General features: G+C 68.8%; 12 protein-coding genes. 3 read left to right on the forward strand and 9 right to left on the reverse strand.

Going from position 1 to position 14,443, the window contains the following annotated elements:
• Nucleotides 1-54: 54 nt before the first annotated feature.
• The 5 genes from AC4IJH_RS32300 to AC4IJH_RS32320 form a co-directional block, all read right to left on the reverse strand.
• Nucleotides 55-1,551, reverse strand: a complete 1,497-nt coding sequence (locus AC4IJH_RS32300; protein ID WP_490855504.1) for an MFS transporter — start codon at nt 1,549-1,551, stop codon at nt 55-57.
• A 700-nt stretch (nt 1,552-2,251) separates the two neighbouring features.
• Nucleotides 2,252-2,455, reverse strand: a complete 204-nt coding sequence (locus AC4IJH_RS32305; protein ID WP_490855483.1) for a hypothetical protein — start codon at nt 2,453-2,455, stop codon at nt 2,252-2,254.
• Nucleotides 2,456-2,676: 221 nt separating this feature from the next.
• Nucleotides 2,677-3,294, reverse strand: coding sequence for a D-Ala-D-Ala dipeptidase VanX (vanX, locus tag AC4IJH_RS32310; RefSeq protein ID WP_490855484.1), 618 nt, complete (start codon nt 3,292-3,294; stop codon nt 2,677-2,679).
• Nucleotides 3,291-4,343: a D-alanine--(R)-lactate ligase gene (gene vanA / locus AC4IJH_RS32315; protein ID WP_490855485.1), complete on the reverse strand. Its 1,053-nt coding sequence runs from the start codon at nt 4,341-4,343 to the stop codon at nt 3,291-3,293. The genes vanX and vanA overlap by 4 nt, the downstream gene beginning before the upstream one ends.
• Entirely contained in the window at nt 4,336-5,313 is a 978-nt protein-coding gene (locus AC4IJH_RS32320) for a D-isomer specific 2-hydroxyacid dehydrogenase family protein (protein WP_490855486.1), read from the reverse strand. Before AC4IJH_RS32320 ends, vanA begins: the two co-directional genes overlap by 8 nt.
• A gap of 106 nt (nt 5,314-5,419) precedes the next feature.
• Between AC4IJH_RS32320 and AC4IJH_RS32325 the strand changes: the two genes are divergently transcribed.
• The gene (locus AC4IJH_RS32325) at nt 5,420-6,763 is read left to right on the forward strand and encodes a UDP-N-acetylmuramoyl-tripeptide--D-alanyl-D-alanine ligase (protein WP_490855487.1); all 1,344 of its coding nucleotides are present in this window, start codon (nt 5,420-5,422) and stop codon (nt 6,761-6,763) included.
• 38 nt (nt 6,764-6,801) lie between these two features.
• Here AC4IJH_RS32325 and AC4IJH_RS32330 read toward each other — a convergent pair whose 3' ends face one another.
• From AC4IJH_RS32330 to AC4IJH_RS32345, 4 genes are all read right to left on the reverse strand, one after another.
• A complete protein-coding gene (locus AC4IJH_RS32330) occupies nt 6,802-7,992 on the reverse strand; it encodes a lipid II:glycine glycyltransferase FemX (RefSeq protein ID WP_490855488.1) in 1,191 nt (396 codons plus the stop codon).
• A gap of 114 nt (nt 7,993-8,106) precedes the next feature.
• Nucleotides 8,107-9,093, reverse strand: coding sequence for an endonuclease/exonuclease/phosphatase family protein (locus AC4IJH_RS32335; protein WP_490855505.1), 987 nt, complete (start codon nt 9,091-9,093; stop codon nt 8,107-8,109).
• Between the two features lie 142 nt (nt 9,094-9,235).
• Nucleotides 9,236-10,351: a sensor histidine kinase gene (locus AC4IJH_RS32340; protein ID WP_490855489.1), complete on the reverse strand. Its 1,116-nt coding sequence runs from the start codon at nt 10,349-10,351 to the stop codon at nt 9,236-9,238.
• On the reverse strand, nt 10,344-11,039 hold the full coding sequence (locus AC4IJH_RS32345; RefSeq protein WP_490855490.1) for a response regulator transcription factor: 696 nt from the start codon (nt 11,037-11,039) through the stop codon (nt 10,344-10,346). Before AC4IJH_RS32345 ends, AC4IJH_RS32340 begins: the two co-directional genes overlap by 8 nt.
• Before the next feature lie 1,541 nt (nt 11,040-12,580).
• On the opposite strand from AC4IJH_RS32345, the gene AC4IJH_RS32350 reads away from it, so the two are divergent.
• Complete coding sequence (locus AC4IJH_RS32350) at nt 12,581-13,276, forward strand: aspartyl/asparaginyl beta-hydroxylase domain-containing protein (protein ID WP_490855491.1); 696 nt, start codon at nt 12,581-12,583, stop codon at nt 13,274-13,276.
• Nucleotides 13,277-13,352: 76 nt separating this feature from the next.
• On the forward strand, nt 13,353-14,405 hold the full coding sequence (locus AC4IJH_RS32355) for an SDR family oxidoreductase (protein ID WP_490855492.1): 1,053 nt from the start codon (nt 13,353-13,355) through the stop codon (nt 14,403-14,405).
• Nucleotides 14,406-14,443: the final 38 nt, after the last annotated feature.

Raw genomic sequence — 14,443 nt, forward strand, 5'->3', positions numbered from 1 at the left:
CAGGTCCCGCCCGCACAACTGTCAGAGCCGGTAAGAGCACCCGCTCGGCGCGCCCTATATCGGGACCGCGCCGTCCCCGCCGAGTGTCCTGGGAGCGCCGCGCCGGTACAGGACCAGCGTGACGAGCAGGCCGATGGCGAAGAACAGCGCCGAATACCAGTAGGCCGTCGAGTAGCTGTGCAGCGCGGCCTGGGCCTGCGCCTGCGGCGTGGGCTGCCTGCCCACGAGGTAATTCGTCGCGGCACTCGTCGCCAGGGTGTTGAGCAGGGCCGTGCCGATCGAACCGCCCACCTGCTGGCTGGTATTGACCATCGCGGATGCGACGCCCGCGTCGTGCGTGGCGACGCCCGAGGTGGCCAGGTTCATGGCCGTCGCGAAGATCAAACCGAGCCCGAGGCCGGACACCAGGAGCGGCGGCAGCACGTGCGCCGGGTAGGAGCTGTGCACGTCGAGCGCGGTCAGCCACGCCATTCCGGCCGCTGAGAGCCCCATGCCGGTGGGCACGACGGGTTTCGCGCCGACGCGCGGCACCAGCGTGTTGGTGGTGACCACCGATGCAACGACCATGGCGGCGACCATCGGCAGAAACGCCAGCCCCGTCTTCACGGGTGAGTAGTGCAGGATCTGCTGGAGGTAGTACGTCAGGAACAGGAACACACCGAACATGCCCGCGCCTGAGATGAACATCGCCAGGAACGACGCCGCGCGGTCCCGGTCCAGGACGACACGCAGCGGGAGCAGCGGGTGTGCGGCGCGCGTCTGCCACCAGCCGAACGCCGCCACGAGCACGGTGCCCGCGACAAGATAGCCCCAGGTCTGGGCGCTGCCCCAGGGGTGTGTCTCGGCGTTGGAGAAGCCGTACACAATGCAGAACAGGCCGGCGGAGACCAGGAGTGTGCCGGGCACGTCAAGCTTGGGCCGGTCCGCGGGCGCGCCCGCGTGCAGCAGTCGCATGCCACCGACCATGGCGACGGCGGCGAAGGCCAGGTTGACGTACAGGCACCAGCGCCAGTTGAGGTACTCGGTCAGGACGCCGCCGAGCAACAGTCCCACTGCGCCGCCCGCGCCCGCGATCGCGCCGTAGATCCCGAACGCCTTGGCCCGCTCGCGCGGGTCGGTGAACGTCGTGGTCAGCAGCGACAGCGCGGCCGGTGCGAGGAGCGCGCCGAACAGGCCCTGCAGGGCGCGGGCCACCACCAGCATCGTGAAGCTGGTCGCCGCACCGCCCAGCGCGGAGGCCGCCGCGAACCCGGCCAGGCCCGTGAGGAACACCAGCTTGCGGCCGACCAGGTCGGCGATGCGCCCGCCGATCAGCAGCAGGCTGCCGAAGGCAAGCGCGTAGGCGGTGACGATCCACTGACGGTTACCGTCGGTGAACCCGAGATCCTCCTGTGCTGACGGCAGAGCGATGTTCACGATCGTCGCGTCCAGCACCACCATCAGCTGAGCGATCCCGATCACGGCGAGGATCAGCCAGCGGTGCTCGTGCCGGCCGCCGGTGAGCGCAGGGTCGGGCCGCTGGGCTGACGATGACGCGGATGTCGGGGATATGCCGTCCACGATGTGGTCTCCTCACGCATCCCCTGCTCCACGCTAATCGCGCCGCATGCCCCTCGCGACCCGAGCCCGCCTCGAAGCCCACAGCGTCCGGCTCACCCCGCGGCCGCGGCCCACCGGCACAGCGTTCCGTCTCTGGCTCAGCGAACAGGCGGGCCCACCATGGCCAGAGCCGGCAGCGGCAGCCGACCACGGCGGGCCGCTGATCATCTGGATGCGCGCCGTCATCCGCATCCGCCGCGTCGCCCCGCACCGGGCCGCCTCCGTGTGGATCTCCCTGGCCAACGGACGCTTCGAGACCGACACTGGCCAGGAACTCCACTTGGGCACCCACCGTGAGGTCGAACGTGGTGCCGGCCGCCCCGATGACGAACTGCCGAGAGACCCGCGGAAGGCTCCTCCCCCGACCCCCGAGGACGTGAGCGAGCCCGATTTCCAGCAGCTGTTCCGCTGTCTGCGCGCCACCGGCGCATATGAGGGTGAAGCCGACACCGCTCGCGAGGATCCGAAGTTCCGGGAGCTGTTCGGTGTCGTCGGGGCCGCCGATGCCAAACTCGCGCCAGACCTGCTCGCCCAGGACCTCGCTGAGGCGGGCTTCGGCCCTGACCACGGTCCAGGCCGAACGAGTCCACGGCCTCTTACAGGAAAGCGCCGGGGTCGGTCCAGGAAGGACTGCGGAACCGCAGCGGGTCGATCAGCTCCGGGGACCAGCCCTCGCGGCGGGCCCGGGCGCAGTGGGCGGACAGGCGAGGCCCATCGGCGCCGTGTTCGGGATCAGGAACTCCGCGGCGCAGCGGTAGTGGAGCTGTCGGAGCGTGCACTTCAGCGGCTGGTAACCGGTGGCGATCCGCGCGGCCCGCTCCACCACCGCCGGACAGTGCACCCGCTCGCGCGCCATACCGGTACCCCTCCTGCCGGAGGCGCCGTCGAGCACCTGGCAGCGGGTGAGGAGTCGGCGCCGAGATCGGCAACAACTGGTGGATCTCCCTCGTCTGGTGCCTGGGCCTGGCGGTCCTCGGCTACTTCAGGTCGAAGTCGGTGTTCAACCGCGACCCGAAGTAACCCCCCTGGGCTGCCTCGTGCAGCTCACGCCCCCAGGGTCACCCCGGGGGTGCTCACTTACGTGACGGGAAAGTCGAAATGGGTGTCCGGATACGGTTCATCTGTGAGCGTGTAATGCCACCACTCGCAGTCGTACGCACTGAAACCGCAGGCCTCCATGAGGGTACGGAGGTACTGACGGTTTCTCGCTTCGGCTTGCGTGATCCCTTGTGCTCCATGATGCGAGATGGAATCCATCAAGTCATGGGAACCGCCCATGGGGAGGAGTTCATGGGAAGCCAGGTCATAGAGCGTGAGGTCAATGGCGCTGCCCCGGCTGTGCCCCGACCTGGCGGCCACATATCCCCGCTCGAACATCTCGGCTCGGTCGATGTTCGGATAGTGCCGCGCCTTGGTGCGGCCGTCCTCCGGCTGCTGCGACCAGCGTATGAAGCAGTCGACGGCGCGCTGCGGGCGATAACCGTCCCAGAGGAGCAGGCCGAAGCCCAGGGATTCGGCCTGCTCGCGTGCTCGTTCCAGTCCTTCGCACAGCGCCCTCGTGCCGACGATCCGATTGGCCAGATACCCGTCCACCGGCTTTCCGGTGAAGTTGTCCCAGGTGGCGTACTTTGCGTCCCAGCGGATTCCGGCCGTTCCGGACGCGAACTCGTCCACGAAGACGAAGTCGTCCTTCATCGGCTCTTCCCCGTCAATGCCAGGGTCAGGATGCGGTCGATCACTTCACCGAGTGGTACCCCTGCGGCCGCCATCATGCGCGGATAGCGGCTGTACGAGGTCATGCCGGGGAATGTGTTCACCTCGTTGAGGACCACTGCTCCGTCCTCCTTGAGGAACAGGTCCACCCGTGCGAGACCGCTGCACCCCAAGGCGCGGTATACGGCCATGGCGGTCTCCTGGACGAGCAGGCGTGACTCCGTAGGAATGTCGGCGGGAACGATCGCCGTCGAGTTGTCGGAACCGGTTTCCGGCGCATCCTCCTGATGGATCCGGAAGAATCCGTGGGAGAGAGCGATCCGGTCCACCTCGCCCACCATGAGATCGAGTTCGTTCCCCAGGATGGCGCAGCCGATCTCGCTGCCGATGATGGCCTCTTCGATCAGCACCTTCGTGTCGTACTGTCGTGCGGTCTCCAGCGCGCTCTGCAGTTCTTCTGCCCGGGACACCTTGGTGACGCCGAAAGACGAGCCCGAACGCGTCGGCTTCACGAAGACCGGATAGGTGAGCAGGCCGGGGTCGATGTTCTGGTCTGCCGCGGCGGTCAGGAAATTCGGCGTGGCAACTCCCGCGTTTGCGGCGACGGTGTAGGCAAGGGATTTGTCCATGCACAGTGCGGAACTCTGCACATCGCAGCCCGCATAGGGGATGCCGGAGAGCTCAAGCAGCCCCTGTATCGCACCGTCCTCGCCGCGCTTGCCGTGCAGCACGGGCAGGACGACGTCCAGGGGGATCGTCTCGTACCGCCCCTGCGCCTGTCCCTCTTCCTGGACAAGCAGTCCGTGCACGGCGCTGTCCGGCGACAGTGCAGCCGGACGGCAGTTTCCGTTCTCCCAATCCGTGTCGGGGCCGTCGCAGAGTTTCCAGGCGCCGTCCTTCGTGATGCCGATATAGAACGGTTCGTACTTCTCGTCGTCGAGGTTCCGGGCGACCTCTTGCGCGGACTTGATGGAGATGGGGTGCTCTTCGGAACGTCCGCCGAATATAATTCCGACCTTCAGCCTATCCATGCTGGTTCCCGCTTTCGAATTTCAGGCAGTTGGTGAGGGAGTTCTCGACCGTGTCACGCAGGGCGCGGTCCGTGTAATAGGCGGTGTGCGGGCTGATGAGCACATTCGGCAGCTCTTGCAGCCGCAGTGTCGACTCGCTTTTGATGGGCCTGGTTCGGCAGTCGGCGTAGAAGATTCCTTCCTCGCCCTCGACGACATCCAGTGCAGCGCCGCCGAGCCTGCCGCTCTCCAGTGCCGATACCAGGGCCTTGGTGTCGATGAGCGCCCCCCGTCCGGTATTGACGATCAGCGCGCCCCGTTTCATCTGCTCGATACGCCGCCGATTCAGCAGATGATGCGTATCCGAGTTGAGCGGTGTGTGGAGAGTGACCAGGTCGCTCTGCTGCAGCAACTCGTCGAGAGGAACGTATTGGGCGAGGGTTTTGGGGTGATTGTCGTGCGCGAGTATTCGGCAACCGAAACCCCGCAGCCTGTCCACGACCGCAGCGCCGATGCGTCCCGTGCCGATCACGCCGACGGTCAGATCGCGGAGTTCCTTGCCGCGCACTTCGTTCAGCCGGTAATCGTGGACATCCGCACGCCGGATGATGGATTTCGCGTCGCGCACCGCCATCAGCATCAACATCAGCGTGAAGTCGGCCACGCTGTCCGGCGAGTAGCTGACGTTTCCCACCGTGATGCCGATGCCGGCCGCGTATTCCACATCGATGTGATTGCACCCGATGCTCCGCGTGGAGACGTATGTCACGCCGGCTTGGCCAAGCGCAAAAAGAGCGGCATTGGCGATGGGAGTCTTGTGGCCGACACTGACGGACCGGCTTCCGGCTGCCAGTTCGCTATTCGCTACGGATAGCGGCGCGTCCGTGATGGTCGGCGTCACACCGTAGCGAGGGGCCAGCTCCCGGAACAATACGGCTTCATCGGGGCCGCACCCATAGACGGTGATGCGGGGCGGTTCGCTGTAGGTCATACGTACAGTCAAGGCTGTGTGGCGTTGCCGGAACGTATGCGGATTTCGATATGCCGGCGATACACCGTGGCGCATTGACTGGCGGCATGACTTACAAGGAATCAGCGTGATCCCCCTCAGCCTCGGCGAGATCGCCGCAATCGTCGGCGGGACGGTCGAGGGCGACGCGGCGGTGACGGTGACTGCACCGGCCGTGCTCGACGGCCGGCAGGCCGAGTCGGGCGGCCTCTTCGTCGCCTTCGTCGGCGAGCACGTCGACGGCCACGCATACGTCGGCCAGGCCGGCCGGGCCGGCGCGGTGGCCGTGCTCGGCTCCCGGCCCACGCCGCTGCCCAGCGTCGTCGTCAAGGACGCCCAGGCCGCGCTGCAGACGCTCGCCGCGCACGTCGTGGCCCGGCTGCGCGACGGTCTGACCGTGGTCGGGGTGACCGGTTCTCAGGGCAAGACCAGCACCAAGGACCTGCTGGCGGCCGTGCTTTCGAGCGCCGGGCCGACGGTCGCCACGATCGGCTCGCTCAACAACGAGCTCGGCGTGCCGCTGACCATGCTGCGCACGGACGCGACCACCCGGTTCCTCGTACTGGAGATGGGCGCCCGCCACATCGGCGACATCGCCGCGCTCACCGGTCTGGTCACGCCCGACATCGGCGTCGTCCTCAACGTCGGCCAGGCCCACCTCGGCGAGTTCGGGTCACGCGCGGCCATCACCGAGACCAAGGGCGAGCTGGTGCGGGGGCTCGCGCCCGGCGGCACGGCCGTCCTCAACGCCGACGATCCCCGCGTGGACGCGATGCGGGCGCTCACCGCCGGGCCCGTGCTGACCTTCGGACGGGCGGAGCACGCCGACGTGACGATGCTCGATCTGGATCTCGACCGGCTCGGCCGGCCGTCCTGCACGCTGCGGACCGCCGACGCCCGCGCGCCCCTCGCGCTGCCGCACGTGGGCGCCCACCAGGCGCTCAACGCGTCGGCCGCCGCTGCAGCGGGGTTGGCGGCCGGAGTACCCCTCGACGTGGCCGCGGCGGCACTGGCCACCGCTTACCTGTCCCAGTGGCGGATGGAACCGCGCGTACTCGCCGGCGGCGCGACTCTGCTCAACGACTCCTACAACGCCAACCCCGACTCGACCCGCGCCGCCCTGGACGCACTGGCGGCGATCGAGGGCGGGCGCCGCATCGCCGTACTCGGCGAGATGCTCGAACTCGGCGACGACAGCGCGGCCGAGCACCGCGCCATCGGGGAGTACGCCGCCGCGCGGGCCAACGTGGTGGCCGTGGTCGGCGAGGCCGCCCGGTCGATCGCCGACGGAGCGGGGAAGCGGGCGGTGCTGCTCGACGGCAACGGCGCGGCCGTCACCTGGCTGCGCGGCCACCTCGCCGCCGACGACGTAGTGCTCGTCAAGGCCTCCCGCGGGGCGTGCCTGGACGAAGTGGCCTCCCAGCTCATGTAGTTGGGCCTACCGCCCGCGGTGTCTCATGTCCGTAGGGCCTACCGCCCGCGGCGCCTCATGTAGAGGTCGAAGGCCCGGTAGGCCATCGGCCGCAGGGGCAGGTCCCATTCGCCCACGTACCTCACCGCCTGACCGCCGGTGCCGGCCTTGAACCGGATCAGCCCGACGTGCGGGTCGTCGGCGTCGAGGGTGGGGGTGATGCCGCGCAGGTCGTAGACGTCGCAGCCGGCCGCGAGAGAGTCGCGGATCATCGCCCACTGGCAGGCGTTGGAGCCGCGCACCTCGCGCTTCTCGGTGGAGGAGGCACCGTAGGAGTACACCGCGTGGGCACCCACGCGGACCAGGATCGTGGCGGCGACCAAGTCGCCCTGATGGCGGGCCAGATAGAGCTTGATCCGCTCGGGGTCCTCCGCGCTCAGCGCGGCGAACATGGTCTCGAAGTAGCCCAGCGGCCGGGGCGTGAAGCCGTCCCGCTCAGCGGTGTGGACGTAGAGGTCGTGAAACGCCCTCAGGTCCGCGCCGCCCGCACCGACCGTGACCTCGACGCCCTCCTTGGCGGCCTTCTTGATGTTGCGGCGCCATTGCTGGTTCATGCCCCTGAGCAGCTGGTCCTCGGTCCTGCCGGCCAGCGGAAGCTCGTACTTGAACTGCGGATGCCCGACCCCGAAGCCCTCCTGAGGGCTCTGCGGCAGCCAGCCCGCGCCTCTGAGCCAGCCGGCCACCTGGGCGCCGACCGGGTCCGACCACTGGCCGGGCATCTCGGTGAGCCGCTTGCGGCCCGGGTCGGCCACACCCTCCTTGACCTGAGCGGCGCTCCAGGCGTCCGTGCGCACCGGCGGGCCGAGCCGGATCGCAAACGCGCCGTGCGCCTTGAGATGGGCCACCAGCGGGTCGAGCCACACGCCCAGATCGCCGGTCCAGCCGATGACCGGGCCCTCGGGCAGGTAGGCCAGCGTGAACCGTTCGAGCTTTGGCACCGGGCGGTGCAGGACGAGCCCGGCGCCGACCAGTTGCCCGCCGTCGAACCAGCCGAGGGACTCGCTGCGCCACTCGGTCTTCACGCTGCCCCAGGCCGGCGTCTGCAGGAAGCTGGCCGACCGCTGGGACCGTACGAACGCCAAGTGCTCGGTGGTGCTGATCGGCCAGACGGCCAGGGGCCCGACCAAGGCGCTCGCCCCCGAGTGCCTTCGGGGCTCGGCTGCTGCTTGTACTGGTTCGCTGTAGGACATGCCGCCAGTCAAGGCAATGCGGTGTTGCAGGCGCGTATGCGGTTTTCGATACGTCGTCGATATGTTCCGGATTTTCCGGTACGGCGCCTCACCAGGATGTGGTCACCGATGTGGTCACCAGCTGACGCGGGCCGCCACCGGCCGGTGGTCGCTCCCCGTGGACGGCAGCACCCATGAGCTCTGCGCCTCCACGCCCCGGGTGAGGATCTGGTCGATCCGTACCATCGGGAACTTCGCCGGCCAGCTGAAGCCGAATCCGTTCCCGGCCTTGTCCTGGGCCGAGTGCAGCTGTGAGGTGACGCCGTCGAGCGCACGGTCGTCCGTGGTGCCGTTCATGTCGCCGAGCAGCACCATCCGCTTGTTCTGCTCGGCGGCGACGGCCTCGGCAAGCGCCTCGGCGTTCCTGTTCCGGGTCTCCGTCCCGAAGCCTCCCCTGGGATGCACGCGTACCGATCCCAGATGGGCCACATACACGGCCAGCGGCCCGTGGCCGGTGGCCACCGTGGCACGCAGCGCCCGGTTGTCGGCCAGCTTGAGGGCGGCCGGCTTGGAGTCGCCCAGCGGGCCGACGTCCTGCGCGGTGTCGACCGGCCGGATGTCCGACAGCGGCAGCCTGCTCCACAGCCCGACGGTTCCCTGCACCGAGTGGTACGGGTACGCCTGCGCCAGCTCCTTCTCGTACACCGGCCTCGCCTGCGCGGAGAGCTCCTCCAGGGCCAGCAGGTCTGCACCGGAGCCGGCCAGGTCGCGGGCGGTGCCGACGGGGTCGGGGTTGTCGGCGTCGACGTTGTGGCTGACCACGGTGAGGTCGCCGCCCGGGTGCGACTTGTCGGTGAGCAGCCCGCCGAAGAGGCTCACCCACGTCACGACCGACAGCAGCAGCGCGACCACCGAGGAGGCGGACCGGCGCCACAGCGCCCCGGCGAGGAGCACCGGTATGAACACGCCGAACCATGGCAGGAAGGTCTCCACCAGGCTGCCGATGTTCCCGAACCGGTTCGGGATCTGCGCGTGCAGCAGCAGGAGCAGGCCGAGCAGCAGCGCCAGCGCCGTGAGCACCCGGCCGCGCTTCCACGGCCCCGGCTGGGACAGGCTGCCGATCGCCCGTTGGATGACCGAGCGCTTCCCGGTGCTCTCGACGGGTTCGGTGGTTGCGACGGTCTCGGCGCGTCCCTCCGCTTCGACCTGCTGCCGCGCGCCCACGACGCCTTCTCTTACTTCACTCACTGATCAAGTTCCTGAACTACTTGGCTGAATACAAGGCTGAGGCGGGCAGTTGAACGGCGATACGCAGGCCGCCGTCGGCGCGCGGGGTGAGAGTGAGGGATCCGCCGTGCACGTGGACGATCCGCTGGACGATGGCCAGGCCGAGGCCGACCCCGGCGTGGTCGTTGTGGATGCGTTCGGTGCCGCGCTGGAACGGTTCGGTGAGGGTCGAGACCACCTGCCGAGAGAGCTTCTCGCCGCTGTTCTCGACAGTGAGTACCGCGCTCCCGGAGCGGACACCGGTGCGGACCCACACGGAACCGCGTTCGGGCAGGTTGTGCACGATGGCGTTGTGCACGAGGTTCGTCGTCATCTGCAGCAGCAGCGCCGGCGACCCGGAAGCCGTGGCGATGTCACCGGAGGTGTCGATGGCGACCCCGCGCTTCTCGGCGAGCGGGAGCAGCGTCTCGGCGGCCTCTTCCATGAGCAGGGACAGGTCGACGGGCTCCCGGGTGAAGGCCTGCTTGTCGGCGCGGCTGAGCACGAGCAGCGCCTCGGTGAGGTCGATCGCCCGGGTGTTGACGATGCGGAGGCGCTCGACGAGCTCGTCGATGTCGCGGTGCGGATCGCTGCGGGCCACGTCAAGAAGGGCTTGCGTGGTCGCCAGCGGTGTGCGCAGTTCGTGCGAGGCGTTGGCGGCGAACCTCTGCTGCTCGGCGACGTGCGCTTCGAGCCGCTCCAGCATGGCGTCGAAGGCATCGGCGAGTTCACGGAACTCGTCCCCGCGGCCCGGCAGCCGGATGCGGTGGGAGAGCGATCCGCTGGTGGCCATGCGGGTGGCGTCCGTGATGCGGGTCAGCGGAGCGAGCATGCGGCCGGCGAGGATCCACCCTCCCACGAGGCCGAACACCAGCAGGAACGCCAGTACCGCGGCCGCCCTTGGAGCGAATACGTCCAGAAGGGCGGACCGGACGGGGAAAACAGCGCCGAGCTTGTCTTTGTCCTCGGCGTTGTAGAGCTTCGCCTGTTCGGGGACGTAGGCCAGGAGGAACACCCACACGGCCGCCATCAGCAGGGCGCCTGCCAGCATGAGGAATCCGGCGTAACTGAGGGTGAGCTTGACGCGAACGCTCACACCAGGATGCCTATCCACGGATCTGCCCCTCGCGTTCGGTGCCGGGCGCCGTGTCGATGCGGTAGCCGACGCCCGGCACGGTGGCGATGATCCAGGGTTCGCCGAGACGCTTGCGCAGAGCCGAGACGGTGATCCGCACGGCGTTGGTGAACGGGTCGGCGTTCTCGTCCCAGGCCCGCTCCAGCAGCTCCTCGGCGCTGACGACACCGCCTTCGGCGGCGACGAGGACTTCGAGTACGGCGAACTGCTTCCTGGTCAGCGCGACATAGCGGCCGTCGCGGTGGACCTCCCGGCGGAACGGATCAAGCCGCAGCCCCGCGATCTCCCGCACGGGAGGCCTGCTGTGCGCACGCCTGCGGTCGAGTGCCCTGAGCCTGAGGACGAGTTCTTGCAGTGCGAACGGCTTCGTGAGGTAGTCATCGGCGCCGAGTTCGAACCCGGTGGCCTTGTCGTCGAGGCGGTCGGCGGCGGTGAGCATGAGGATCGGCATGCCGCTGCCGGAGGCGACGATGCTCTTGGCGACCTCGTCACCGCTGGGCCCGGGAATGTCCCGGTCGAGGACGGCGATGTCGTACGTATTGATGCTCAGCAGCTCCAGCGCGGTGTCGCCGTCACCCGCGATGTCCGCCGCGATGGCTTCCAGGCGCAGGCCATCGCAGATGGCCTGCGCCATATAGGGCTCGTCTTCGACGATCAACACACGCATACTCCGAGGCTACGAGCCCGGACATATCCTCGTCGTATCGAAAACCGCATACGGGACAGCAACATGCCGCGGCCTTGACTGCAGGCATGCCCCTCAGGACCTTCGGCGGAAAGCCCCGAGCCGCGGACCGCCGTAACCGATCGACCCTCCTCGCGGCCCTTGCGATCGCCGGCACGGCGCAGGTCGGCGTTCTCGGCTGCCAGTCACCGGAATCCTCGATGTCCTCGGCCACCTCGCCCCCATCAAGCGCGCCGCCCCCTCGGGCGCGCCCTCTGCCGCGCCCGCACTGCCGGGCGAAGCTTCCTCCCGCCGGGGGCACGGTCCGCTCGGCGAGGCGGACGGCGCCGTCCCCGACGGGCCCCGGTCGTCGGACGGGAAGTCGTTCATCGTGGCTCTCCTGGCATGGGTGGTCGGGCCGCCTGTCCGTAGCCGTCCGTGCCTGCTGGTCCGTCGCCGCGCAGCGGGCTGAAGCCGACGTCCAGGTGCGGCCGGGGACCGGCCCGTCCTCCAGGTCGACCTGGCTCGAAAGCTGGACGGGAAACCCGTCACCGGGCACGTCACGAGCCTGTTCCCGGTGCCCAACGCAGCCAGTGCGTCGGCGAGTTCGAGGCGGAGGGCATCGACTACGACAGCGCCCGCCGCATCCGCGCTTCCCGGTGTCGCCGCCGAGTCCCTGCGGCGCCAAGACGGCGGTGTACGCGTACAAGCCGGCCTCCTGAGGCGCGGGCCGCGCCCGGCGGGCGAAGCCGCCGAGGCGGTGGCCCGGCCAGGGAGAGCGTCAACGGTGCGACTCGTGCGTAGCCGGTGTCGACCGGCCGGGCAGCCGGCGCCTCAGAGGTCATCTCGTTCAAGTTGATGAGCAGCCTGCGGGCGTGGAAAGCGAACCGAACACGGACAGCTGATCGTTCGGGATCGACCCATCGCCCGGGATGATCGAGGTGGCCCGGCGTGACCACCCCCGTCTGCGGTTCGGACTCGGCTCCATGACGGACCCCGACCTCGGCGATGGGGCGAAGGCGGAGGGCTATGGCGGCCACCCGATGAAGGTCCGCGTCCATCGTCGCCGGCACAGCCAGATGATTGCCTGGCTCAACGAGGCCGGCTTCACCGTCGACGAGCTGCCACCTCCAAGAGCGACACGACCACACACCGATCGGACTCGCCGACACACGAACCGAATTCACGCCTGACCAGCAGAAACCAGCCGATCGCTTTCGGAAAGCGGATGGCTTCTCACTGGCTGAGGCTGGTTGAGTGCGCCCGCGCCAGACCAGCGTTGCTTTACCGTCGCGGACCTCCCTGTCCGCCGGTGCTGGCCTCTGCCTGGTTCCGCACATCGGTTGTCCTGCCGTCGAGTCGCGGTGTTGGCCGTGGTCACCGTCCTGTGGCGGTCCGGACGGCGGGGTGCGGTCCGGCTTCCGGAATGCGGGGTTGTGGTTTGCCCGGCAGGAGACCCCAGGGTTTCCCCCGTAGTGGCGGTCGCCCGGGGGCGGCATTCTGCCTCGTATGCGATCAGGCCACGGCAGGAAACTGGAGGGAACGTGACGAAGGGGTCATGGAGCGTCAATCAGCCCGGCATGCGGAAGGCACTCAACAGTTATTTTCTACGGAAGAGCGGCGGGAACAATCGGTTCCGGATCACCTCGCCCTATCCGCTGTTCCCGGAGGCCGCGCAGCTCGACGAGCGGTTCGACAAGATCAAGTCCGAGGTGTCGGCGCTCGTCAGGGAGCGGAGTATCCGCCGGTACGGCGACGTCGACCCGGTGCGGGCGCCGGACGTCTCGGAAGCCTGGCGGATCTTCTACGCGTACGCGCTGGGCGAGGCCAATCCGGCGTCGCGAACACACTGCCCGACGCTCATCGACTTCGCGGAGCGCACGCCGACCGTCGTCAACGCGATGGTCGCGATTCTCGATCCGGGGGTGGCGCTGAAGGCGCATGAGGGCCCGTACGCGGGAATTCTCCGCTACCACCTGCCGCTGGTGGTGCCCAAGAACCGGCCGCCGACCATCCGGGTCGACAAGGATCTGCACACCTGGAAAGAGCGCGAGCCGATTCTGATCGACGACACCTTCGAGCACGAGGTCTACAACGAGAGCGACGGCCAGCGGGTGATCGTGATGGTCGACTTCCGGCGTCCGATGGGTTCGGTCGCGGACGGTCTGAACCGCTTCGCGCTGCGCATCAAGCGGAAATGGTCGGCGTATTACATCCAGCAGTCGAACGGTGACATCTGATCGCTGGGTGTACCGCGCGCAGACGGAACATACCGCCGCGCGAACCATCTACTGCCGTACCTACAGGGGGATCTGGATGCATGCTGTCAGCGGCGTAAAAACGCGGCTATCCGGCCGCCATCCCGCACGCCGAACGCCAACCGTACTCGTCACCGGTGGCTCCGGAGTCGTCGGCAGCGCCCTGCTGCCGAAGCTCGCCGGGCACCGAGTCATCTGTCTCACGCATGCGGCGGGGGTGGACCACCCCGACGTGAGCACCCTGCGCGGTGACATCCGCGCGCCGCGCCTCGGGCTGACCCACGCCGAGTACGAGGACTTGACGGCGGCCGTGGACGTTGTCGTACATGCCGCGGCCGCCACCAACTTCGGCGCCATGGCACAGCTGCGGGACACCAACATCGTGGGCACCGGCCGGATACTCGACCTCGCCGCCGAGGCCGGCGCCCGACTGATCCACATCAGCACCGCGTTCTTCGCGACCGGGGACGCCGCCAACTCCCCGGCCCTGGCCTACGCACAGTCCAAGGCAGACGCCGAGGACCTGGTGCGGACGGCCGGACTGCCGGCGACGATCGTGCGCCCCTCGATCGTGGTCGGGGACTCCCGCACCGGGCGCATCGCCCGGTACCAGGGCTTCCACAAGGCGCTGGGCGCGGTGATGCGGGGGCTGTTCCCGCTCGCCCCGCTCGACCCGGCGTGGCTGCTGGACTTCGTACCGCAGGACGTGGTGGCCGAGGCCGTGGTCGGCCTGCTCCACGAGGGAGGACGGACCGGCTGCGGGGAACTGTGGCTGACCGCCGGGACGCGAGCGCTGACCCTCGGCGAGACGGTCTCCGAAGTGGTCGCGCTGAGCGGGGAGTTGGGGCGGCCCGTGCCGCCGGTACGGTTCGTGGAGCCCGAGCTGTATGAACGGCTCATCCTGCCGGTGTTCCTCAAGGCCATGCCGACCCCGGCGCGGCTGGCGCTGGTCGGCCTGGTCGAGCAGCTGTCCGCGTACATGGCCGTCCGCCGCCCCTTCCTCAGCGATCTGCCGGAGCTGCCCGACCAGCGTCACACGCTCCGGCAGTCGATGCGGAGCTGGGCCGGGACAACGCGGCTGGTGCGCCGGCCCGTTGCGGTCCGCGCATGAGGCGCACGACGGGCACAGCTGGTACGGCGGACACGGCC

The organism is Streptomyces sp. UF-297 (assembly GCF_058245575.1).